19 protein-coding genes and 1 riboswitch are annotated in these 23983 nt (G+C 65.1%); of the genes, 9 read left to right on the forward strand and 10 right to left on the reverse strand.

What is annotated here, in order from left to right; all coding sequences use genetic code 11:
- Positions 1-12 precede the first annotated feature (12 nt).
- From IPQ13_11070 to IPQ13_11090, 5 genes are all read left to right on the forward strand, one after another.
- Complete coding sequence (locus IPQ13_11070; GenBank protein MBL0211432.1) at positions 13-648, forward strand: histidine phosphatase family protein; 636 nt, start codon at positions 13-15, stop codon at positions 646-648.
- A gap of 27 nt (positions 649-675) precedes the next feature.
- Positions 676-920, forward strand: a riboswitch (cobalamin riboswitch).
- A 73-nt stretch (positions 921-993) separates the two neighbouring features.
- Positions 994-2964 (forward strand): TonB-dependent receptor, encoded by a 1971-nt coding sequence (locus IPQ13_11075; protein ID MBL0211433.1) that lies wholly within the window; start codon positions 994-996, stop codon positions 2962-2964.
- A gap of 1 nt (position 2965) precedes the next feature.
- The gene (locus IPQ13_11080) at positions 2966-3799 is read left to right on the forward strand and encodes an ABC transporter substrate-binding protein (protein ID MBL0211434.1); all 834 of its coding nucleotides are present in this window, start codon (positions 2966-2968) and stop codon (positions 3797-3799) included.
- Positions 3796-4851 carry an iron ABC transporter permease gene (locus IPQ13_11085; GenBank protein MBL0211435.1) on the forward strand — a complete coding sequence of 352 codons (1056 nt, stop codon included), beginning with the start codon at positions 3796-3798 and terminating at the stop codon, positions 4849-4851. Before IPQ13_11080 ends, IPQ13_11085 begins: the two co-directional genes overlap by 4 nt.
- Positions 4848-5555: an ABC transporter ATP-binding protein gene (locus IPQ13_11090; protein ID MBL0211436.1), complete on the forward strand. Its 708-nt coding sequence runs from the start codon at positions 4848-4850 to the stop codon at positions 5553-5555. The genes IPQ13_11085 and IPQ13_11090 overlap by 4 nt, the downstream gene beginning before the upstream one ends.
- Positions 5556-5590: 35 nt before the next feature.
- Here the strand turns inward: IPQ13_11090 and IPQ13_11095 are convergent, their stop codons facing one another.
- From IPQ13_11095 to IPQ13_11105, 3 genes are all read right to left on the reverse strand, one after another.
- Positions 5591-7630: an IPT/TIG domain-containing protein gene (locus tag IPQ13_11095; GenBank protein ID MBL0211437.1), complete on the reverse strand. Its 2040-nt coding sequence runs from the start codon at positions 7628-7630 to the stop codon at positions 5591-5593.
- A gap of 201 nt (positions 7631-7831) precedes the next feature.
- Positions 7832-11005 carry an IPT/TIG domain-containing protein gene (locus IPQ13_11100; protein ID MBL0211438.1) on the reverse strand — a complete coding sequence of 1058 codons (3174 nt, stop codon included), beginning with the start codon at positions 11003-11005 and terminating at the stop codon, positions 7832-7834.
- A gap of 145 nt (positions 11006-11150) precedes the next feature.
- Entirely contained in the window at positions 11151-11807 is a 657-nt protein-coding gene (locus IPQ13_11105) for a DedA family protein (GenBank protein ID MBL0211439.1), read from the reverse strand.
- A gap of 307 nt (positions 11808-12114) precedes the next feature.
- On the opposite strand from IPQ13_11105, the gene IPQ13_11110 reads away from it, so the two are divergent.
- Positions 12115-13026: a hypothetical protein gene (locus IPQ13_11110; GenBank protein MBL0211440.1), complete on the forward strand. Its 912-nt coding sequence runs from the start codon at positions 12115-12117 to the stop codon at positions 13024-13026.
- Between the two features lie 65 nt (positions 13027-13091).
- Here IPQ13_11110 and IPQ13_11115 read toward each other — a convergent pair whose 3' ends face one another.
- Positions 13092-14231, reverse strand: coding sequence for a class I SAM-dependent RNA methyltransferase (locus IPQ13_11115; GenBank protein MBL0211441.1), 1140 nt, complete (start codon positions 14229-14231; stop codon positions 13092-13094).
- A 103-nt stretch (positions 14232-14334) separates the two neighbouring features.
- On the opposite strand from IPQ13_11115, the gene IPQ13_11120 reads away from it, so the two are divergent.
- On the forward strand, positions 14335-16044 hold the full coding sequence (locus tag IPQ13_11120; protein ID MBL0211442.1) for a GAF domain-containing protein: 1710 nt from the start codon (positions 14335-14337) through the stop codon (positions 16042-16044).
- Positions 16041-16898, forward strand: coding sequence for a flavin reductase family protein (locus tag IPQ13_11125; protein MBL0211443.1), 858 nt, complete (start codon positions 16041-16043; stop codon positions 16896-16898). Before IPQ13_11120 ends, IPQ13_11125 begins: the two co-directional genes overlap by 4 nt.
- Here IPQ13_11125 and IPQ13_11130 read toward each other — a convergent pair whose 3' ends face one another.
- The 5 genes from IPQ13_11130 to IPQ13_11150 form a co-directional block, all read right to left on the reverse strand.
- On the reverse strand, positions 16899-17789 hold the full coding sequence (locus IPQ13_11130) for a mechanosensitive ion channel family protein (protein ID MBL0211444.1): 891 nt from the start codon (positions 17787-17789) through the stop codon (positions 16899-16901).
- Between the two features lie 156 nt (positions 17790-17945).
- Positions 17946-19133: a homogentisate 1,2-dioxygenase gene (locus IPQ13_11135; protein ID MBL0211445.1), complete on the reverse strand. Its 1188-nt coding sequence runs from the start codon at positions 19131-19133 to the stop codon at positions 17946-17948.
- Positions 19134-19483: 350 nt separating this feature from the next.
- On the reverse strand, positions 19484-21115 hold the full coding sequence (gene pruA / locus IPQ13_11140) for an L-glutamate gamma-semialdehyde dehydrogenase (GenBank protein MBL0211446.1): 1632 nt from the start codon (positions 21113-21115) through the stop codon (positions 19484-19486).
- Between the two features lie 216 nt (positions 21116-21331).
- Complete coding sequence (locus IPQ13_11145) at positions 21332-21631, reverse strand: HU family DNA-binding protein (protein MBL0211447.1); 300 nt, start codon at positions 21629-21631, stop codon at positions 21332-21334.
- A gap of 121 nt (positions 21632-21752) precedes the next feature.
- Positions 21753-22199, reverse strand: a complete 447-nt coding sequence (locus IPQ13_11150; protein ID MBL0211448.1) for a 50S ribosomal protein L9 — start codon at positions 22197-22199, stop codon at positions 21753-21755.
- Positions 22200-22423: 224 nt separating this feature from the next.
- Here IPQ13_11150 and IPQ13_11155 point away from each other — a divergent pair, with 224 nt between their 5' ends.
- Positions 22424-22798, forward strand: coding sequence for a PilZ domain-containing protein (locus IPQ13_11155; GenBank protein ID MBL0211449.1), 375 nt, complete (start codon positions 22424-22426; stop codon positions 22796-22798).
- Between the two features lie 57 nt (positions 22799-22855).
- Here the strand turns inward: IPQ13_11155 and IPQ13_11160 are convergent, their stop codons facing one another.
- On the reverse strand, positions 22856-23983 hold the full coding sequence (locus tag IPQ13_11160; protein ID MBL0211450.1) for a DegT/DnrJ/EryC1/StrS family aminotransferase: 1128 nt from the start codon (positions 23981-23983) through the stop codon (positions 22856-22858).

Raw genomic sequence — 23983 nt, forward strand, 5'->3', positions numbered from 1 at the left:
ACGAAGGGCCAGATGATTCGCCAACAAAGCGGCGCCGTGCCCGGCCATGATGGTCTGGTGATTTCCCTTTTCCTGATGAGGCACGGCCCCACGGAGGCATCCAGCCTTGGCGCGCCGCTGGGCCGGCTGGACCTCCCCGTGAGCGAGGCCGGGCTCCAGGCCTGGCCCGCCATCAAGCAGGAACTGCTGGCCTCGGGCATCCAGCGGGTGCTCACCTCAGACCTGGCGCGGGCAAGGGTCCACGCGCTGGATCTGGGCCTTCCGACCCTGGTGCTGCCCGATCTCGGCGAACAGGATTTCGGTTCCTGGGAGGGCATCCCCTGGCACGAGATCAAAGGCTCGGAACCCTTCTTCGCCAATCCGGTGATGGGCACGCCGCCCGGGGGCGAAAGCTTCGCCCACTGCGCCAGCCGCGCCCTGCTGGCCTTCCAGGGGGTCATCGAGGGCGAGGCGCCCACGCTGGTCTTCGCCCACGGAGGGCCCTTGAGGGCGATCCTTTCACATTTCATGGGGCTGCCCCTGGAGCGAGCCCTGGACCTGGCCTGGCAGCCCTTCGGCATCTCGAAATTGGAGATCCATGGCTCCAACCGCGCGGTGCTGCGGTACCACAACCGCGCCATGCCCACCGGGGCGCACCGGCACCCATGAGCATTGATCGCAGGCTTGCGGAAAAGCCCCGATCCTGAAACCCTGGTTCCGACAACGTGTGCTGGATGCACGGGAAGCCGGTTAGATTCCGGCGCTGCCCCGCAACGGTATGCACCCCGCGATACAAATCATTTCGCGGGAGGCCCGGCCCGGAGGCGATCTTCCGGGACCGGCTGGAGCCACTGGCGCGACGCGCTGGGAAGACTCCAGGGAGGTCGTGCGACCCCTGCCGTGTGCGAGCCCGGAGACCGATCCAGAACCAAGACCACCGCCGAGGGAGCGGAGGGATCGCGCCCACCCGGCGCAGCCCTCCCTTTCCTCCGCGATTCATGCGTGGAGGCGTGAATGAAGGCAACCCGAATCCTTTTCATCCTGGCTCTTGGAGCCAACCTATCGGCGGAGACAGTAGAACCCGCCGATCGTCCCAAACCCAAGGCCGACGCGGCCGCGACGGTGACCGTAACTGCGGAAGCCGCCCCGGTTGATCTGGCAAAAACTCCGAATCCAGTGAAAGTGCTGGATGGAGATGCCATCCGCCGCAGCGGCGCGCAGACCCTCGGGGATCTCCTGGCCCAGTTCTTCCCAGGCCAGATCCAGGCCTACGGAGGGCCAGGCACCGTCGCAAGCCTGTACCTGGGGGGCACGCGCGCGCGCGATGTCGTGGTGCTTCTGAACGGCATCCGCATCACCGATGCCTCCGGATTGAGCGCCGACTTCGGCACCATCGGCCTCGAAGGCATCGAGCGGGTGGAAATCCTGTCAGGGCCCGCCTCCACGCGCTACGGGAGCGACACCCACGGTGGCGTGGTGGCGCTCTACTCCGCGGGCCCGTCCACGCAGGGCCTAAGTGGCGAAGCCTTGTTGGGCCTCGGCACCCGAGGCGTGAAGCAGGGGCGGCTGAGTCCTGCTTTCGGGTGGGGCAACGGTTGGGTGCGGCTGGACCTGCGCACGGCCGGCGAGGAGCAGAGCACCGAAACCACGAGCCCCTTCCGCAGCAGCGGGGCCGCATTGAACTTCGGCCAGCAGGTTGGTTCAGAGGGCCTGGCGACCCTCACCTACCGCAACCATTCCCAGGGAACGCCACTTCCTTACGATGCTGATTATCCGCTTCCGAATTATGAATTCACGAAGGTCTACAGCCCGGACCGGGAATCCACCCTGCGCAATGAACAGCTCATCGGAAGCTACCGGCAGAATGTCGGCGATGCACTGCTGGCGGAATTCAGCGTGGGCCAGAGCCTGCAAGACCGCGTGGAACCTGGATATGGAGCCTACCCGGACCGCTACCACAGCCAGCGCAACCAGGGAGTCGCGATGCTTTCGTGGACACCGTCCGCGGGTCTCCGATTAAGCGGGATGCTGGATGCCAATGATGAAGTCTCCACCAAGCCCAATGGCGACCGCGCCGAAGGAAGGCACTTCGCTCTGGGTTTGGAGAGCGCCTTCGACCTGACGCATTCCATCCGGATCGTGGCGAGTCTGCGGAACCAGAAGGATCGCATCGCCTATCGCTTCGATGATGGCAGCACGGTACCGGAGCGATCGAGCAGCGCCACCGTCGGCAAGCTGGGCATCAACTGGTCGGTGGCCCCGGACGCCCGGGTCTTCGCCTCCTTTGGAACCAGCTATAACACGCCGGATTTGTACCCTCTCACTTTCAACTTGAGCAAAGGATTCGGCGACCTGCAGAACGAAAAGAGCAGGACCCTCCAGGTGGGCGCCGCGGTTGAACATGGGCCTTGGTCCGCAAGGCTGGAAGCCTCACGCACAGCCTACGACACCGTGGTTTATTACGTCCCGCTTCCCTGGCCGAATAGCCACTATGAAAACGGGACCAACCTGAGAGTCCAGGGCATCGAGGGATCGGCGTCGTTCAGATCCGTCGGCTGGATGATCCAGGCTTTCGCCCGCAGCCAGGAAGCCCGCAACGTGAGCCAGCCGGAGGAAAAACAGCTCACCACCGGCGGCGCCATCGGACGCCCTTTCTTCACGGGTGGACTGCGTGGTTCGGCGGCTTTCGGCGACTGGGATCTGTTCGCTCGCTGGTCGTGGGTGGGGTCCAGCTACCAGTACTTCGACGACCTGGGTGGCGTGAGCGGCGCCCGCACGCACTTCAACGACCTGGGGCTGGGCGCCACCCGCAAACTGGCGCAACGGCTCAGCCTGGAAGCCCGCGCCGAGCACCTGCTGCAGCCACGGTGGACCAGGGAGGACTGGCTCGAAGGCCGCCGATTCCGTGAAAACGACGCCTACCTCGTCCCCACCTTCCCCGCGCCCGGCCCCACGCTCACCGTGGCCCTGCGCTACCGTTATTGAAATGCGCCTGCTTCGTCATTTGCTTTTCCTTGTCCTGGGCGCCGCGATGCTGGCGGCGCCCCCGAGGCGCGTGGTCAGCCAGACCGTGGGCACCGACGAGCTGCTGCTGGCCCTCGCGGATCCTCGACAGATCGCGGCCCTGAGCCATCTCGCGAAGGATCCGATCTTCAGTCCCGTGGCCAAGGAAGCCGCGAAATACCCCGTTCTCCGCACCAGCGACGCGGAAAGCATCCTGAGGTTCCATCCGGATCTGGTGCTTCTCGCGAGCTACACCCGCGCCGAGACCAAGGCCCTTTTACAACACGCGGGTGTGAAGCTGCTCGTCCTCGAAAAATTTGAGGGCCTGGAGGATCTCTATGCCAATGCGCGGGCCATCGGTACGGCTCTGGGTCACCCGGACCGCGCCGAGGCGGCGATCCGGGACTGGCAGCAGCGTGTGGCCGCGCTGCAGAAAAGGTTGCAAGGCGCCCGGCCGGTGCGGGTTCTGCCCGCCAGCACCTTTCCCTTCACGGCGGGTGCAGACACGACCTTCCAGGATGTCTGCGAGCACGCCGGCGCCCTGAACGTCGCCGCCGAAGCGGGCCTGAGGGGGCACCAGCCCACGCCCACGGAGAAACTGCTCACCTGGAACGCGGAAGTCCTGGTGGCCAGCGGCGAGGAGGGGGCCAGGGTCATCGCACGGCTGCGGGAACTGCCCTCCTACAAGTTCCTGCCCGCGATGAAAGCCGGCCGCGTGGTGCTGGTGTCAGGGCCGCGCATGGCCTCCACGGCCCAGGCGCGGCTCGATGCCTATGAGGAGCTCGCCCGCGCTCTGCATCCGGAGCGCTTCCAATGAAGCGGTCGAGGGCCCCCGCGTGGCTGTTGGCGATGCTGGCCCTGTTGGCGGCCGCAGCCTTCGTGGCATCCCTGGCGTTGGGCGAGGTGCGCCTGGCGCCATCCGAAGTCCTGGGTGTCTTGATGGGGCGTGGCAATGGCCTGGCCCGCACCGTGGTGCTGGATTTCCGCCTGCCGCGCGCCCTGGTGGGCATGGCGGTGGGTGCGGGACTCGCGGCCTCCGGCGTCCTGATGCAGTCCTTCTTCCGCAACCCCCTGGCCAGTCCGGGCCTACTGGGCGTGAGCACCGGCGGCGCGTTGGGAGCCGTGGCAGCGCTTGCCATGGGCTGGGCGTCGAACTCGGTTTTCGCCCTTCCAGCCGCCTCCATCGCTGGGGCTTTTCTCGCCACCTTCGCGGTCATGGCCCTCGCCAAACGCGAGGCCAGCGCCGAACATCTGCTGCTGGCGGGCGTGGCGCTCAATGCGCTCTTCGGCGCGGCCACGAGCTTCATCCTGAACCTCACCGCGGGGCAGTTCGAGGTCACGGGCCAGATCGTTTTCTGGATGCTGGGCGGCCTGGAAAACCGCACCTGGGCCCACGTCTGGATGGTGCTGCCGGGGACCGTGCTGGGCTGCTTGCTGCTGCTGCCCTATGGCCGCGCGCTGAACCTCCTCTCTCTGGGCGAGTTGGGGGCCCAGAGCCTGGGCGTGAATGTGCGGCGGCTCCAGTGGGAGATCATCGCGCTCTCGACGATCCTTACGGCCCTGGCCACGGCGGTGGGCGGCGTCATCGGCTTCGTGGGCCTGGTGGTGCCCCACGTCCTGCGCCTAGGGCTAGGCCCTGACCATCGCCGTCTGCTGCCGCTTTCCATGATCGGCGGCGCGGCCTTCGTATTGGCCTGCGATCTCATCACGCGCTTCCTGCCTGGCGAACTGCGCCTGGGTGTGGTGACGGCCCTGATCGGCGGACCGTTCTTCCTGTGGATGCTGCGGAGGGGCCCGACTCTCGGGTTCCGCAGGAAGCCCAGGAACGAGCCACTTGATGTGGCTCGTGATAGTGGTGGACCGGCATGATCCGCGCGGAAGGCATCACGCTGGGGGCGCGCCTTCGCGATGTGTCCTTGCACCTGCCCAAGGGAAGCCTCACCGCGGTGGTGGGTCCGAATGGCGCCGGCAAGTCCACGCTCTTGCTCGTGCTTGCGGGCCTGCTCAAGGCCGAGGGTTCCATCGCCTGGATGGGCGAGGATCTGAACCGCATCACCTTCCCCGAACGCGGCCGGCGGCTGGCCTGGGTGGGCCAGGATCTCCAGGCGGACTTCGCGTTTCCTGTGCGCGAGGTGGTGGCCCAGGGGCGCCACACCTTCGGGGACGATGGAGAATTCGTGGACGAGGCCATGCAGGCGCTGGACATCGCCCACCTTGCGGACCGGCCCGTGACGCGGCTCTCCGGGGGCGAGCGCCGCCGCGCCTTCCTGGCCCGCGCCCTGGCCACGGATGCGAAGATCCAGCTCTGGGACGAACCCACCGCCAACTTGGATGTGCGCCATGGCCTGGATGTGCTCCAGCTCGCCCGGAAGCTGCGGGACGAGGGCCGTGCGGTGCTCATCTCGCTGCACGACCTCCGCGCGGCGCTCTGCTTCGACCAGGTGCTGGTGCTGGACCAGGGCCGTCTGGCCGCCAGCGGCAAACCCGAAGCCATGCTCAGTCCGGAACTCATCCAACGGGTGTTTGGGGTCAGGGCATACATGGGCCAGGAGATGATCCTGGAATTGCCATGAGGAACATCGCTGTTTAGGGTGTGAAGCGTGGTCCTTCACCTTCTTGGGGGTGGCGTTGCCATGCGCTGCAGGTGGAGTTCGTGGAGGTAGACCTCCAAATTCGGGTATCCGGCAACTCCAAGTTTTGGCAAGGAAAGCGTGGTCGCCTGGCCATCGTCGGGGTTGTTCGGATTCAAGCCGTTGCTCTGCTCCCAGGCATCCGGCATTCCGTCCCCATCCGCGTCCGCGGGCGCGGCCGGAGGCACCGCCCAATCAAAGAGCAGGGCATCGTTGTATGGGTTCTGGTCCCGTGGCGCGGGGTCGAAGACGCCGGATTGGACCGGCTGCATCAACCGCCGGTCCATCCGGTCGCGGGGGAAGGCGCCGGCGTTCTGATGGATGTGGGCCCGCACCTGGTTCGAGGAGAGGTAGGCCGGAGCCGGGAAGGCGTGCCGGACGCTCCGGGCGAAGGCCGGGGGCAGTCCTGGGTCCGGGTAGGGAAGCTGTCCTGGATTGCCGAGGGTGGCCGGGTAGTCGTTGCAGCAATAGAGCAGCTGGTAGTCGCGCCGCGCGGGATAGAGGTTCAGCTGGTTGTCATTGAAAAAGGTGGCGGTGGCTCCACCGGGGGAATTCACAGGAAAACTCATCATTCCGAACGGGAATTCTGGCCGTGCGTAGGCGTAATTTCCGATCCAGTTCAAGGCGTAGTAGATGGGTTGGCCGGTGTCCGCCCCGCTGACCGTGGTCTGGTTCACGTCCACGTAGAAACCAGGATCCCAGAGCAGATTGTTGGACAGTTCCAGGCTCAGCACGCTGGCCCCGGCCTGGGGGCTCTCCCGGCTCAGCTCCGGCATCCGGCCCAGCAGGCGGTTCCAGACATTCCGGACGATCGTGATGCGGTCGAGCTGGAGGCCGGCAGAAGGCACGGAGTAGTTGAGGAGCATTCCGCCCAGGTTGGCGTGGCCTCCAAGGGTTTCCGCCAGGATGGAATCCTGGATGGTGATGTCATTGCACTGGGAGACCTGCACGCACTCGTCCTCGGCATTGGCCATGGAACAGTGGTCCACGATTCCGCGGCGGGTGGAGAGGATGCGCAGGGCGTCATCGTATCCGCCGTTGGCGGGTCGCATCCGCAGGTGCCTCAGGATCCAATTTTCCGCTTTGTGCGTGGCGGGGTTGGCGAGGCAGGCAGGGTCCCCATCGCAGTATGGATCTTCAGTGGTGTGGAACTGGCGGACGATGATGCCTCCAGGACTCGTATGGCCCGCGATGGTGACATCCCCCCGGGTGAGCTGGATATCGCCGTCGATGAGGCCGCTGACCTTGAACAGGATGTAGCGGGAGCCGGCCTGATTGCAGGCCCATTGGAGCGAACCCTCCGTCGTCCCGTGTGGATCATGGGCCAGGGTGGTCACGTAGATCACGCGCCCTCCCCGGCCGCCGGTGGCGGTTCCGCCGAATCCCTCCGCGCCGGGGAAGGCGGCGAGCATTGGAACGCTTCCCAGCACCGTGAAATTCATGGTGGTAGCCACGGTGCCGCCGGGCGTGGTGACGGCGATGGGGCCGCTGGTGGCGCCCACGGGTACGGTGGCCGTGATCTGGGCCGCTGTGTCAGCGGTGAAGGCGGCGCTGGTTCCGTTGAATGAGACAGCCGTGGCCCCGGTCAAGCCTGTTCCTGTGATCGTCACCGTGGCGCCCGCTAATCCCGAGGCCGGGCTGAACCCGGTGACGGTCGGAGGCGAGGGCAGCACCGTGAAGGTCGCGATGCTGGTGGCAGTGCCGCCCGGCGTCGTCACCGAGATGGCCCCGCTCGTGGCGCCCGCCGGAACCGTGGCGACGATCTGGACCGGCGTGTTGGACGCCACCGCCGCGGCCAGCCCGTTGAACCGCACCGATGCGCCGCCCAGATTCGCACCGCTGATGGCGACCGTCCCTCCCGGCGCAGCGGAGGTCGGGGCGAATCCGCTGATGGCCGGCGCGGGTGTCTGAACGGGGGGAACCGTGTCGCCTCCGCCACCGCTGCAGGACAACCCGAGAGCAAGGCCGAGGCCGATGCAACCCGTGAGGAAGGCGCGGAAGCAGTTGATTTGCCGCATGGCGACCTCCTGGCGATTGTCCATCCTACGGGTCCATCCAATCTTATGGGTGTGAAGTTTGGTTAAGCCGCGGTTCAAAACAAGCAGCCACTGGAAAAAAGTTTCCTTTCAACCGTGGACTCCCGTCAGCCGCCGGCCGCTGACGTTCAGGGAGCAGGCCGGGATGCCTGGCTTCCACGGGGCGCTGTCCACCGGCTGGCGCTATCGGATTTCCAGTAGCGCGCTTTCGCTGGAAACGCCGTTGGAAGGCGTCAGTTCCAGCCGCTTGGCGGAAGTCTTGATGGCCACGCCGCCGCCCCGGGCGAAGCTGAGCACGTCGCCAGTGCCGGCGTCGCGCACCATCACCAGCGGATGGGCGTTGGCGTCCCAGACCAGGCGGACTTCGCCTTCGCCGGAGGCCCAGGCTTGCGGCATTTGAACCGCGCCGCTCTTCAACGGCAGCGCCTGGCTGCTCCAGCGGACGGCGTCAACCCCTGAGTCCCCGAGCAACCTCAATTCAGCCAAGGCAGCCATCGGAATTTCCTTTGTGGGGATGGCCGCCAGGAAATGCCGGTCCACACTTCCAGGGATGTCATCGGCCACCCGCGACAACGGCAGCCAGCGCTGGAAGAGCAGGGTGCCCGAAGCATCGCGGCCCTCGATCAGGCGGCTGCCGTGAGGGGCTTCGCCGCGCTGGGGGGTGGGTTCCAGTCGGACCCGCAGCGCAGGATCCAGTTCGGCATGGCTGTTGTGGATGCGGCCGGAAACCAGCAGGCAATCCTGGGCGCTGGCCGGCGCAGAACCGAAGGGGCTGGCCTGCCTGAAATCCAGGATGGAGTGGTAGACGTAGTCGCTGATCCAGACCGGTGAGCAATAGCCCATGATGTCCGTGTAGACCGCCGGGTCCTTGATGGACATGGCCGCCACGTCGAGGCCATAGATCCCGATGAGGCCGCCCGCATACGGATAGCCGGGATCCGCATCGGCGGCACCGCCGCAGGGAGAATGGAAGCGCCCCAGGTTGTGGCCGGTCTCGTGGGTGAGCACATCGAAGTAGAGGCCTCCATCCGCGTAGCCGCTGGTCTTGTCCCAACCCAAGGCGCTGCGGTGCGTGCTGGAACCGGAGGCTGGAACGTAGCCCAGGCCCGCCACGCCGCTGCCGTAGCTCACGTTCAGGGCGCCGAAGTAATAGCGGGTCGAGGCCTCGACCAGGCGCTTCGCCTCCAGTTCGCCCAGCAACGCGCTCCAGCCGCTGCCGTCCGAGGCCAGGACCTGGGAAGTGGTGTAGGTGGCGCCCAGCAGCACATCCATGCCCGCCGCGATGGGAAACATCTTCTGGAATTTGGCGTACCAGCTGGCCAGGTTGCCCGAGGTGGCGTTGCCGGTGAGGCCGCTTTGGGTGATGGGGATGAGCGTGCCGTGGAAGGTTTCGAGGGCGCGCACGTCCAGGGCCATCGGGGTTCCCGTCGAAGGCCAAAAGTTGTTGGTCTCATCGGCTTCGGCGATCGCGTTGGCAGGGTCCACGTCGATGAGCAGGCCCAGGCCCGGCTGGGTCGCCGCGCCGGAAAGCGGGTAGTTCCAGGACTGGTTCAAGGAACCTTCGGATACAGCCGTCGGCGCTGTGGAAAGCGTGGGCGCGATGGTCTGGGTGTCCGTCAGCGTGGCGCCGCTGTAGGTGCGCACCCGCACGGAGGGCGCCGTGATGCCCGCCTGGTTTCCCAGCACGAAAATCCGCAGGACGCTGGCCTTTCCACCCACCAAAGGCACGGCGCCCGCATAGTTCTGGGCGCTTTGGGTCACATAGGCGCCATCAATGAAGAGGTCCGCCGTGGGCCCGCTGGGTGTGACCGTGAAATTCGCCGCGGAGGTCGCCGTGCCGCCGGGGGAGGCAACGCTGATGGGGCCTGAGGTGGTGGCGGGCACCGTGGCGGTGATCTGGGTCGGGCTGTTGAGCGTGAAGACCGCTCCGGCTCCGTTGAAGGCCACATCAAAGACAAGGGAAAAATTCGTCCCGGTGATGACCACGGAAGCGCCCACGTGGCCTGAGGTTGGATTGAACCCCGAGATGGTGGGCGCTGGCGCTGTCACGATGAATGCGCTGGCGGACGTTGCCGTGCCGCCCGGGGTCGTGACAGTGATGGGCCCCGAAGTGGTGGCAGGCACCGTTGCGGTGATCTGCGCCGGGTGGTTGATGGTGAAGGGCGCGCCCACACCGTTGAATTTCACCGCGGAAGCCGACGTGAAATTCGTGCCGGTGATGACCACGGACGATCCGATGGATCCGGAACCGGGGCTGAATCCTGCGATGGTGGGCGCGGGCGGCGTCACGATGAACGAGCTGCTGGAAACCGCCGTGCCGCCGGAGGTGGTGACGGCGATGGGCCCGGAAGTGGTCGCGGGCACCGTGGCGGTGATCTGCGAAGGGCTGTTGATTGTGAACGGAGCGCTGACGCTGTTGAAGGCCACTGCGGAAGCCCCGGAGAAATTCGTCCCGGTGATCACCACGATGGACCCGACGCTTCCCGAAGCGGGGCTGAACCCCGTGATGGCGGGCGCAGGCACGGTCACCGTGAACGAGCTGGCGGACGTCGCCGTCCCCCCCGGGGTGGTGACAGTGATGGGGCCCGAGGCGGTGGCGGGCACCGTGGCGGTGAGCTGCGTGGAATCCTCGATCGTGAAGGACGCGGCGATGCCATTGAAGGTCACCGCGGAAGCCCCGGAGAAATTCGTCCCTGAGACCGCCACCGAAGTTCCCACCACCCCAGAAGTCGGATTGAACCCCGTGATGGTGGGCGCCGGAACCGCCACGATGAACGATGTGGAAGATGTGGCCGTGCCGCCGGGGGTGGTCACGGCGATGGGCCCGCTCGTGGCGCCCAGGGGCACGGTGGCTGTGATCTGGGTGGAGCTGCCCACCGTGAAGGAAGGCGCATTGGTTCCGTTGAACGAAACCGCCGTCGCACCTGTGAGATGGGTGCCGGTGATGCTGACGGCCGCCCCCACCAATCCTGAGGTTGGGCTGAAACCGGTGATGCCCGGAGACGGGGGCAGCACCGTGAACGTGGCAATGCTGGTGGCCGTGCCGCCCGCGGTGGTCACGGAAATGAATCCGCTGGTGGCGCCACCAGGCACCGCGGCGACCACCTGGGTGGAGGTGTTGGAGGAAACTGTGGCCGTGATTCCGTTGAATTTCACCGTGGCGTTTTCGAGGTTCGACCCGGTGATGGTGACGGGGGCGCCTGGAACGGCTTGCAAGGGCGCGAAACCGCTGATCACCGGCGCGGGCGTTGGTATCGGCTGGGTGCCGCCTCCTCCCCCGCTGCAAGCCATGAGCAGGCCAAGGGCTAAAGCTACGCAGCTCCTGAGAGCCGAACTCAACCAAGTCGCCGGTCGCATGGCAGCCTCCCAGACGCAAGGCCAGTATAGGTTTCTAGGCGGGATCAGCTAGGTGGAGGCGGAGGTTTGGCTGGACCGCACATTGTCCAGGCCTGGAAGCCCGGATCCATCAAGCAGAAGCCGGTCGGCTGGCGCGCGGCCGTCCTTAGGAATTGTTCCGCTGCCGCAAATGGCTGACCACGAACCAGACCACCCCTGCGAGCAGCAGGATTCCGATGGCCAGGTCGAAACGGTGGAAATAGGCGCCCAGGGTCGTCCAGTGCTCTCCCAGCTTGAAGCCGAGAAAGGCCAGGCCCAGGCACCAGGGGAGCGATCCCGCGAATGTGTAGATGTGGAACCGCGTGCGGTTCATCTCGGCGATGCCTGCGGGCAGGGCGATGAAGGTCCGCACCACCGGCAGCAGCCGCCCGATGAACACCGCCGCGCCGCCATGCCGTTCGAAGAAACGGTGGGCCATCTCGAGGTGGCCCCGGTTGAGCCAGATGTACTTTCCGAAGCGTTCCACCGCCGGATGGCCGCCCCAGGCGCCCACCTCGTAGGCGGGGATGGAGCCCAGGTTGCAGCCCAGCGCCCCGAACACGCCGGCGATGAGGATCTGCGTCGTGGGGCTGCCGGCTCCGAATCCGAAGAGCGTCAGTTTGTCCTGGTAGGCCAGGTAGCCCGCGAAGGGCATGATCACTTCGGATGGGATGGGGATGCAGGCGCTTTCGATGCCCATCAGCAGCATCACCCCGAAGGGCCCCATGGCCGCCATGACGGAAGTCATCCAGGCGACGATGGGAGCAAGGATTTTGGAAAGCATGGTGGGTTGTCCGAAGTTGGGGAAAAAACTGGAACCGCGAAAGCCGCGAAAACACGCGAAATCAAAATCGAGTGGAGCCAAGACTCAAGCGTATCAAGGGCAACGCCATTCACTTGGAAGAAAATGGCCGCGCTGTACCTCGGCACAACCGAGTGATTCAGGGAAAACCATAGGGATTGTTTCTCGCACCCATGGCATCCATTCTTTTTTCGCGTGATTTAGCGACTTTCGCGGTTGATTCATTGAAGGCAGGAGGCACGCCCCTTCAATCTTCAGGCTTTCCCGCTGTTTGCGTCACACTGGAAGCATGACCGCTGATGCCCTGGATCTTCCCTTCACCTACGTGGACACCCCCGAACTGCTGGCGGAGGCGCTGCCGGTCTGGTTCGCCGCGGGGCTGTTGGGCGTCGACATCGAGTGCAGCCTGACGGGCAACCATCATTGCGTGCTGGCCCTGCTCCAGATCGCCACCCACGACCGGGTCTGGCTGGTGGATCCGCTGCCGCTGCCGGACCTCATGAAACCCACCCTCGAAGCGTTGAAGGAAGTCCCCTGGATCGTCCACGATTTCAGCGGCGACGGCATCGTCTTCAAGCGCGTCTACGACGTGGTCCCGGATTCGGTGCTGGACACGATGCTGCTTTCGAAGGCCCTCGGCTATCCCCAGCCCGGCCTGAAGACCATGGCCAAGCTCAAGCTCGGCCTCAGCATTCCCAAAGAGGAACAGGATTCCAATTGGATGATGCGTCCCCTGCGCGATACCCAACTGGTGTACGGGGCCCGGGACGCGGCCTTGATGCTGCCGCTGCTGCGCACCTTGGCGCTCGAAGCGGAGGAGCGGCGCGCTGATCCGGAAGTGGCGAAGCGGCTCGCGCAGCTGCCCATCGAAATGCGCGGCATCTTCAAGCGCATCCGCGCCTACAAGAAACCGCAGGTGGACAGCCTGGTGGAGAAGATCCAGGCGATGGGGCTGGGGCCGCGCGCGGAAGCAAAAGCCCAGGCCCTGCTGGAGCTGCGGCACAAATGGGGCAACGAAGGCGATGTGGCCGCGGTGATGGAAATGGGCATGCGCTGGATCCTGGCGCGCATCCAACATCCCCCAACATCGCGGGAGGCCCTGGAGCGCACCATCCCCAATCCCCGCTTCCGCCGCAAGCGGCTGGAAGCGCTGTGGGAGATCCTGGGCGAAGCGCAGATCACAGTGCACAGCGAGGATTGAGGCGGGCGATCAGCCATGGGCTGACAAGAGCCAAAGAGAACGCGGCCAAAGGCATAGCTCAAAGCTCATGCCCGTTTCAATAGCCCCATGCATTCCACGTGGTGGGTGAGTGGAAACAGATCCAGCACCGCTAGGTCCCTGAGTTTCCAGGCGGGACCCAGGCGGTGGAGATCGCGGCAGAAGGCGGCGCCGTCGCAGCCCACCAGCACCATGGTTTCTGCCCTGGCGGTGAGGAGTTTCGCTGAGACTTCAGGCTCAAGGCCCGAGCGTGGCGGATCTAAAAGAATCACGTCCTCCGCATCGCCCAGGTATTCCGGCAGCCATTTTCCGATGTCCGAAGCGATGCAGTCCGAGGGCAGTTCCAATCGCTCGAGGTTCCGCTTCGCCCATTCCACCGCAGCGATGTCGTATTCCACGAGCACCCGGCGCTGAAAACGTTTTCCCAGCAGCGCCGAAAAAAGGCCCACGCCGCCGTAGAGGTCGAACAGCGTGCCACCTCCCAGATGCCAGCCTTCAAGCACCGATCGGAAGGCCTGGACGGCCCAGGGCGGGCTGACCTGGAAGAAGCCACCGGCGCGGTGCCGCAAGCTGAAGTCCTCGAAAATCTCGCTCATTTCTGACACGTCCCGATGCCATCCATCAGGATCCAGGAGCCAGACATGGCCTTGTTCATCGATCGCCACCACGCGCCCCTCGGGTGTTCCCGTGGCCAATTCCCAACGTTGAGGCCGTTGAGGCAGGATCTTTTCCTGGATCGCTTCCCGGAGGCGGGGAATCGCATTTGAGAGCGAATCGGCGGCGATGGGGCAGGCCTTCACCGGTACGATCTGGTGGCTGCCGCGGCCGTGGTAGCCCAGGGCCGTGCCGTCCCAATGGAGCTGGATGCGGTGGCGGCGAGCCTCCGCCGGGGCCGGCAGGTAGCGCCAGTCCTGGATCCCAGGTAGCTGCCGGTGCAGCAGGTCGGCGATCATGGAGCGTTTGAGCTCCGCGGCCGCCCCGCCCGCCTCCCACAGATCGCACCCGCCGCAGGTGGCCGCCACCGGGCACCCGGCCGGCACGCGCCGGGGGTCCCTCTTGATCCACCGGAGCACCTGCCCTTCGCCGTGGCGGGCCTTCCAGCGGACTTCGGCCTCGACCTCCTCCCCGGGGAACAGGGCCAGCGGCGAGCTGAGCAACAACAGGCGGCCATCCTCGGCCCGGGCCATGCCCTTGCCGCCCCAGGCCAATCTTTCAATTTCACCGCGCCAAATTTCGCCTTGCCCCTTTGGCTTTCGGTATTCTGTGAGTCCTTTTCCGGACCCATGACTCGTGCGTTTCACTGTTGCCATGCCTCCAGAGCACCGTAACACCCTCCAGGAGCGCCTGGGCAGGGAGCTTCGCTCGGCCATGGAATGGAAGGACCAGGGCCCTGCGGATGTGGTCGTGGGCGTCGAGGGAGCTGGTGCCCTGGCTGAATGCGCTGCGTGGCCGGGCCAGGAAGGCGCCCTGGCGCTCATCCAGGCGGGCTATGAGCGCATCCGGGACCGGGCCCGCATGGGCCGCCTGAACGAGGTGGGACGCGCCCTGGCCTCGGAACAGAACCTGGACCGGCTGCTGGACCTGATCCTGTCCCAGGGCCGTGAATTGCTGCGCGCCGAAGCAGGCTCGATCTACCTGGTGGATGACGGCGGGAAGGAATTGATCTTCGCCCACACGCAGAATTCGAAGCTGGATATGCCCTACCACCGCTTCCGGATGCCCGTCACGATGTCGACGCTGGCGGGCTTCGTCGCGGCCACCGGCGAGTCCCTGAACATCCCCGATGTCTATGCGATACCCGGCGACTCGCCCTACAGTTTTTCGGACTACTTCGACCGCCAGAGCGGCTACCACACCCAGAGCATGCTGGTGGTGCCCATGACGGACAACGAGGGCAAGGTCCTCGGCGTGCTGCAGTTCATCAACCGCGTCTGGGAGGATGGCGCCCAGCACGGCGTGGTGCCCTTCCAGCCGGAGCATCAGAACCTGGCGCAAAGCCTTGCGGGGCAGGCCGGCGTCGCCGTCAAGAATGCCGCGCTGCGGCAGGAGATCGAGCTGTTGTTCGAAGGGTTCGTCAATGCCTCGGTGACCGCCATTGAAAGCCGCGATCCCGTGACTTCGGGCCATTCCAGCCGCGTGGCCAGCCTCACCGTCGGCCTTGCGGAGGCCATCAATGCCACGCCCAACGGGCTGTATGGGGAAACCTTCTTCACCGAACGGCAATTGCGGGAAATCCGTTACGCCAGCTTGCTCCATGATTTCGGGAAGGTCGGCGTGCGGGAGCAGGTGCTGGTGAAGGCCAAAAAGCTGGATCCCCTGAAGCTGGAACTGATCCTCCAGCGCCTGCGGCAACGGGATCTGGAACAGGCGCTGGCCCTGCTGTCGGAATCTTGGAAGGGCGGAGAGCACTTCGATCCGGCCACCTGGGAATCCATCATCCGGGACCGCCAGACCGAGACCGATCGGCTCATCGCGTTGGTGCGGCAGAGCGATATGCCCACCGTGCTGCCGGAGGAAATCGCCGACGGCCTCGGCCTGGTCGGCGAGCTGGAATTCACTCACTGGAGCGGCGAGCGGCGGCAACTGGTGGAGCGCTCCGACCTGAACTGCCTGCGCATCCGCAAAGGCTCCCTTTCCGATTCCGAGCGGCTGGAGATCGAGAGCCACGTCACCCACACCTTCCGCTTCCTCAAGCAGATCCCCTGGACCCGGGACCTGGAAGGCGTGCCGGAGATCGCCTTCGCGCACCACGAAAAGCTGGGGGGCCGAGGCTATCCGCGGGGGCTCCAGGCCCCCGCCATTCCGGTGCAGAGCCGGGCCATGACCATCAGCGACATTTTCGACGCCCTCACCGCCCAGGACCGGCCCTACAAGCTCGCGGTGCCCTTGTCCAAGAGCCTCAACATCCTGAACGAAGAAGCCAATGACGGCAACGTGGACCGCGTCCTGCTGGATCTCTTCATCGAAGCCAGGATCTTCGAGCGCACCGCGAAGACATGAGCATCCGAACGGTCCTTGCCGCTGATCTCGATCCAATCCGGGCCAATGCGTGGCTCACGGGGAGCATCGCGCCGCGGCCCATCGCCTTCGCCTCGACGGTGGATGCAGCGGGCACGCGCAACCTCGCGCCGTTCTCCTTCTTCAACGCCTTCGGCTCCAATCCGCCCATGTTGGCTTTCGCGCCCAACCGCCGGGGCCGGGACGGCACCACCAAGCACACCTACCGGAACGTGGTGGCCACCAGGGAATTCGTCATCGCCACCGTGAGCCACGGAATGGTGCAGCAGATGAACGTGGCCTCGGCCGAATACGAAGATGGCGTGGACGAATTCCTGAAATCCGGCTTCACGCCCCTGCCCGCTACCTTCGTGAAACCCGCGCTGGTGGCGGAATCGCCGGTTCAGATGGAATGCCGGCTGCACCAAGTCCTGGAGCTGGGCAGCGGACCAGGCTCCGGCCTCATGCTCATCGGCGAGATCCTCTGCTTCCACGCGGACGAAGCGATGCTGACGAACGATCTACCCGATACGGGCAAGCTCGATCTTGTGGGCCGCAACGGAGGGGCCTTCTACACCCGCGCCTTCGGCGCCGCGCTGTTCGAGATCGCCAAGCCCGCCGGCAAACCCATCGGCTACGACCGGCTGCCCGAGGTTCTGAAGTCCAGCCGCATCCTCAGCGGCAACGATCTGGGGCGGCTGGCAAATACGGCGGAGATGCCGGACCTGAGTTCACCGGAATTCCGGTTTGGTGATCCCCTGTCCAGCCAGGAACTGGAAACCGCCATCCACAAGGCGCTCCAACGCGAAGACATGGCCGAGGCCTGGCGGCTGGTTGGGCTGCGGTTGCGCTGCTGATCAATCCGTGGATAAGGCCGCGGCGGCGCTCGCATCGCCTTCGGTCTTCGTATGCACGATCCGCTGGGGGATGGGGCTGGCGATGCCTTCTTCGCGGAAGCGCTCGATGATGCGCTTGCGGAGCAGGCGGGCCACGTCGAATTGTTTCCCTGGCGCGCTCTTGGTGAGGGTGCGGATGGTGCAGCCGTCCTTGCCGAAGGCCTCCACGCCCCGCACGTCCGTGGGCTCAAGCACCAATTCCGGCCTGGCCTTGCGCAAGTCTTCGCCGATGGCTCCGATCAGCGCGAAGATGCGGTCGAGATCCGTGTCATAGCCCACCTCGACATCCACCAGCGCCTTTGAGAATTCCTTGCTGAGCACCACCACCCGGTTGATGGATCCGTTGGGAACGTAATGGGCGCGGCCCTCCACATCGCGGAGCTGGGTGATGCGGAGCGTCATGCGCTCCACGGTGCCGACATGTTTCTCGTCGATGCTGATGAGGTCGCCGACGCCGAACTGGTCCTCCATGAGCAGGAAGAATCCCGAGATCACGTCCTTGACCAGCGATTGCGCGCCGAAGCCCAGCGCCACCCCGGCGATGCCCGCCCCGGCGATGAGAGGCGCGATGTTGACGCCGAATTCCTGCAGGGCCATCAGCAGCAGGAAGACCAGGACCAGCACCCGGGACGCGTTGTTCAGCACGGCCGAAAGCGTTTCCGCGCGGCGCTCGGCTTCGGAGGTGGTGCTCTCGTCGCCATCGTCCACCGCCCGCCGGACGGCCTTCCCGATGAGCTTCACCATCCACAGGAACAGGGCGCCGACCAGCAGCACCATGGCCAGGTGGTAGACCTTGGCCCAGCTGCCCGCATCGAGCCAGCGGGATAATCCTTGAAGGGTGGCGATGGGCATGGATCGGTTCCTGGGGTGAGGGCTATGGGCTATGGGCTATGAGCTAGAAGCTAGAAGCTAGAAGCTAAAGGCGCCTGGGGCGTCTTCAGCTTAGCGCGGCCGAAGGCCGCTTCTTGTTCGGCTCATAGCTCATGGCTCATAGCTCATGGCCGCAAGCTACTTCCAGGACGCCCAGTAATCCGGGTTCTCCACCAAGGCAGCGGCGGGTGTGGCCTTCAGGGGGCGGTAGGTATCCAGCATGACCGCCACCTCGTCCGTGCGGTCCTTGGTGCGGCTCAGGGGGATGGCTTTGGGGTGCGGCCCATGGTGGATGCCCTGGGGATGCCAGGTGACCATGCCTTGGCCGATGCCGTCGCGGCTGAAGAAATGGCCGTCGGAGTAGAAGAGCACCTCGTCGTAGTCGATGTTCCGGTGGTAGAAGGGCACGCGCATGGCGCCTTCCTCTTCCTCGAAGGGGCGGGGCAGGAAGGAGCAGATGACGAAATTCTGCGCCATGAAGGTGGTGTGCACGCTCGGCGGCAGGTGGTAGCGGTGGCTCATCACCGGGCGGATGTCCTTCACGTTGATGCGCCACACGGTGAGGTCGCCTTTCCAGCCCACCGCATCCAATGGATTGAAGGGGTAGAACACCTTCGTGATCTCGTTTTCGCGCTTGATGTGGACGGCCCATTCGCGTCCTGTGCCTTCGGCATATTCAGCCAATTCCGGCGTGTCGATCATGGCGGGATCGAAGAGCGCGTTGGGGCCCAGCGCGCCCCGGTCGGGGATGGTGATTTCACTGAAGGACTCGATCAGCAGGTAGCGCTGCACCTCGTCGTGGGGCCGGAACCGGTAGGTGGTGCCCCGGGGGATGACGAGGTAATCGCCTTTCGCGTAGTCCAGGTTCCCGAAGTCGCTTTCAAACCTGCCGCCGCCGGTCTGGATGTAGAAGACATCGTCCCCATCGGCGTTGCGGTAGAAGAAATCCATGGGGCCAGGCGCCACGTAGTGCATCGCCACGTCCTGGTTGTGGAGGATGCAGACCGGGGCGAAGGCCGGTTCCCGCGAGCCGGACATGGACTCCAGCAGCGCGCCGGCGCGGGCCTGCTGCAGCAGCGCATCGCCTTCCACGGCCGGGTCCACGGGGAAGATGTTGTTCAGGTCGTAGCTGTGGGGCGCGAGGGGCCCCTCGATGCGGGTCCACGCCGTGGGTGGGTGCAGGCGGTAGAGGTGGGTGGTCCTACCGAAAAATCCCTGCCGCGCATGTTCTTCCTCGAAGGTGCCCTCGGGCAGGTCCACGTGGGCCTGGCGCGTGTGGCGGCCCTTGCGGAGGGGGAACAGCGGCGTGGTTCTCTTGTCGGACATGGGGCACCTCGGGTTCGCGCTTTCGAATCATAGAGTGTCTCATTTCGGCCGTTCACTTTGCTTCGGCTATTCGCCTTGCATGAAGGGATACCGGTAGTCGGTGGCGGGGACAAAAGATTGGCGAGTCGAGCGCAGCGAGAGGACAGGACTAGATGTCCTGTCCGTGCGAGCCGATCGAGACCGGCCCTTGGTCACACTGCAAATCATGTCATTCGCCCTGCATGAAGGGATAGCGATAGTCAGTCGCCGGAACGAAGGATTGGCGAGTCGAGCGCAGCGAGAGGACAGGACTAGATGTCCTGTCCGTGCGAGCCGATCGAGACCGGCCCTTGGTCACACTGCAAATCATGTCATTCGCCCTGCATGAAGGGATAGCGATAGTCAGTCGCCGGAACGAAGGTCTCCTTAATTGTCCGCGGGCTGATCCAGCGCACGAGATTCAGGATGGACCCGGCCTTGTCGTTGGTGCCGGAGGCGCGGGCGCCGCCGAAGGGCTGCTGGCCCACCACCGCGCCGGTGGGCTTGTCGTTGATATAGAAATTCCCGGCGGCGTTGCGGAGCAGGTCCATGGCCTGCTGCACGGCTTTGCGGTCCTGGCTGAAGACCGCGCCGGTGAGGGCGTAGGCGCTGGTCTGATCCACGGTGTGCAGGATCTCCGTCCAGTGGTGCTCGTCGTAGACATGCACCGTGAGCACGGGGCCGAACAGCTCATCGCGCATGGTTGCGTACTTCGGATCCTTGGCCACGATCACCGTGGGCCGCACGAAGTAGCCGATCGAGTCATCGCACTGGCCACCCACCAGGATGCTGGCGTCGCTGGAGGCTTTCGCTGCTTCGATGGCGTCCTTTTGCGTCTGGAAAGAGCCCGCGTCGATGACCGCGCCCATGAAATTGGAGAAGTCGCCCACGTCGCCCATCTTGATGCTTTCCACCTGGGCCGCGAGCTGGTCCTTCACCTTGGGCCAGAGGTTGGAGGGAATGTACACGCGGCTGGCGGCGCTGCACTTCTGCCCCTGGTATTCGAAAGCCCCGCGCACGATGGCGGTCACCAGCGCCTGGGGATCGGCGCTGGGATGGGCCAGGATGAAATCCTTGCCGCCGGTCTCGCCCACCAGCCGGGGATAGGCGCGGTACTTGGCGATGTTGGCGCCGATGGACTTCCACATCCCGTGGAACACGGAGGTGGAGCCCGTGAAGTGGATGCCCGCCAGGTGGCTGTCCGCGAGGACAGGATCGCCGATCGACCGGCCCGATCCGTAGACCAGGTTGATGACGCCGTCCGGCAGGCCCGCGGCCTTCAGCAGTTCCATGAGGAAGTGAGCGCTGTAGACGGCCGTGGAGGCGGGCTTCCAGATGACCGTGTTGCCGCAGAGCGCCGGCGCCGTGGGGAGATTGCCCGCGATGGAGGTGAAGTTGAAGGGCGTGACTGCGAACACGAAGCCTTCGAGGGGCCGGTGCTCCAGGCGGTTCCACATGCCCGCTTGAGAATCTGGCTGTTCCTTCAGGAGCTGCTGGTAGAAGGCCACGTTGAAGCGGAAGAAATCGACCAGCTCGCAGGCCGAATCGATCTCGGCCTGATGGCAGGTCTTGCTCTGGCCCAGCATGGTGGCGGCGTTGATGGTGTCGCGCCAGGGCCCCGCCAGCAGGTCCGCGGCCTTGAGGAAGACCGCCGCGCGGGCGTCCCAGGGCATCGCCGCCCATTCCTTGTGGGCGTGCATGGCCCCGTGGATGGCGAGTTTCACTTCCTCGGCCCCGCCCATGTGGTAGTCGCCGAGCACGTGCTGATGGTCGTGCGGCACCACTGCCTTCCCCTTTTTTTCCGAATGGATGTGGTGGCCGTTGATGACCATCGGGATATCCAGTTTCCCGGAGCCCATCTCCTTCAGTTTGGCCTTCAGGCCCGCCCGCTCTGGTGTTCCCGGCGCGTAGGTCTTCACGGGCTCATTGATGGGAGTGGGGACTTTGAAGATGCCGAGGGACATGGGGGCTCCAGAAAACGATCATTGTAGGGCGGGCGGAGTGTGATCTAAGCCATGAGCTATGAGCGATCAGCTATGAGCCATGAGCCATGAGCTATGAGCTATGAGGGTCGAGCCGACAGCCACCGGGCCGGTTCAATGGTGGCATCGGGGCGCGGGAAAAACAAAATCGGCGCCCCCGGGGGCGCCGATTCTCAAAGTTCGTGGCTCGAAGCCGAATTACATCTGATCCTTCAGGCCTTTGGCGACCTTGAAGACGACCTTGCGGCCGGCGGGAATGCTGATCTTTTCGCCGGTCTTGGGGTTGCGGCCCATCTTGGGCTTGGTGTCGCGCACTTCGAAGGTGCCCAGGCCGAAAAGGTTCACGCGGTTGCCGGAGAGCAGCACCGCCACGACATCGTCGCGCAGGCTGTCGATGACGGCTTTGGCCTTGGCTTTGGTGAGGTCGTGGCTCTCGGCCAGCTTGGCGGCGAGCTCGGCGATGCCTGCGGTATCCGGCTTGGTGGTGGTTTTGGTCATGGATGCTCCTTGAAAAAGGTCCGAGAAAGCCTGGGGAATTCCACCCCCTGGGCTCCAGGAATGGGTCAGGAATCGGCCACGCTGATCCGTTCGCGGATCGGCGGCCGGGTGATGGATGGATCTACTCGGCCTGGGCGGCCACTTCCAGGTTCAGCTTGGCGATGACGCCCTGGTAGAGACGGATCTCGACCACGTAGGCGCCCACTTCCTTGATCTGCGGCACCACGATGGTGTGGCGGTCCACGATGAAGCCCTTGGTCTTGAGCTGGTCGGCCACTTCGGCGTTGGTGACGCTGCCGAAGAGGTGGCCGGTGGCGCCGGCCTTCTTGGCGAAGGAGAGGCTGATGGCGCTGAGCTTCTCGGCCAGAGTCTGGGCATCGGCCAGTTCCTTGGCGCGGAGCTTCTGGGCGCGCTCTTTTTCAAGCTCGATCTGGCGCTTGTTGCCCGCGGTCACGGGCAGGGCCAGCTTGCGGGGGAGGAGGAAGTTGCGGGCGTAGCCGTCCTTCACGGTCACCACGTCGCCGCGCTGGCCGAGCTTCGCCACGTTGTCGATCAAGAGGATTTCCATTGCTGCTCCAGGATGGATGGCCAGCGCGTTGTGCGTTGTTCCCGCTTGGTTAGGTAGGAGACCAGGCTCCGACCAGGATGGCTGCCCCGGGTAGGCCCGTTCCAGGTGGAAACCCGGTCCGGGTGGGGAGCCTCCGTTCCCGCGATGGGTTGAGGCCGTTCAAACGAAGCGCTTAGTCTATCCTGATCCTGTCCGATGCCCAAGCAGGAATCCTGGGGAGTCCAATGGCCGAGTTCACCGAACGCCGCGACAACCGCCGCATCGCGCTGGGACCGGGGCATACGATCCGGTTCCGGGTCGGCGGGCGCATCTTCAAGGACATCCGCATCACGAACATCAGCGGGAGCGGCCTTTTCGCCACCGTGGACCGGGGCGAGGCCGGACTCTTCGAGAAGGGCGTGCTGCTCGAGGACCTGGTGCTGGACCATCCCCTCCTCCCCAAGGGCCACATCCGCGCCCAGGTGGTCTATACGCTGGGGCAGGCTCCCGAGACTCCCGCCATGGCCTTTGTGGGCATGGGCATGCATTTTCTCGAGATGCCCAAGAAAACCCAGGAAGACCTGAACAATTTCGTCGCGGCGGCCATGGGCGAGGCGTAGGCGGCCGCACGTCTCAAGTCTCAAGTCTCAAGTCTCAAGTCCCAAGTCGGAAGCGAGCTATTTTCTTCCGAAGAATCCGAGGATGGCGGTGGCCACGTCTTCGAGCATGGCTTCGTTCATCTCGGGGTAGACCGGGATGCTGAGCACTTCCGCGGCGGCCGCTTCGCTTTCGGGGAATTGACTCTTCTTGTAGCCCAGATCCTCGAAGCAGGGCTGTTCGTGCAAGCAGATGGGATAGTAGATGGCGCTGCCGATGCCAAGCGCTTTCAGGTGGGCTTGCAGGGCATCGCGCCTGCCGCCGGGCACGCGGAGCGTGAACTGGTTGTAGATGTGGCGGCCGTCGGGCACCACTTCCTGGGGCATCCGGGCCTCATCGGGCGCCAGGTCCTTCATCCGGCGGTGGTACCAGGCGGCATGCTTGCGGCGGCCCTCGTGCCAGCCCTCGAGCATCTCCAGCTTGGCCCGGAGGACCAGCGCCTGCACCTCGTCCAGGCGGCCGTTCATGCCCACTTCGTGATGGACGTAGACGGGCTCCATGCCGTGGACCCGGAGGCGGCGGACGCGGGCATGCAGGGCTTCATCGTCGCGGATGACCGTCAGGCCCGCATCGCCGAAGGCGCCGAGGTTCTTGGTCGGGTAGAAGCTGAAGGCGGTCATCTCGCCGAATTGTCCGGCGTTCAGGCCCCAGCCTTTGGCGCCCATGCTCTGGCAGGCATCCTCGATGACGGGGATGCCGAACTGGGCCGCGGCTTCGCAGATGGCGGGCATATCCGCCAACTGGCCGAAGAGGTGCACCGGGAGGATGGCCTTGGTACGGGGCGTGATGGCCGCTTCCACGAGCGCGCCCGTGGTGTTGAAGCTCTGGGGATCCAGGTCCACGAACACCGGCTTGGCGCCCAGCCTCGACACCACGCCCGCCGTGGCGAAAAAGGTGAAGGTGGGCATGATGACCTCGTCGCCGGCCTTCACGCCCAGGGCCATGAGCGCCACCAGCAGGGCGTCCGTGCCGCTGCTCATGCCCACGCCGAACTTGGCCCCCGCGTAGGCCGCGATCTCGGCTTCCAGGCCCTTCACGTTATCGCCCAGGATGAAGCTGGAGCGGTCGATGAGCCCGCCGATGCCGTCAAGGATCTTCTGCTTCACGGCCTGGTTCTGGATGGAGAGATCAAGCATCGGGACGGACAT

Source organism: Holophagaceae bacterium (assembly GCA_016720465.1).
Lineage (GTDB): Bacteria > Acidobacteriota > Holophagae > Holophagales > Holophagaceae > JANXPB01.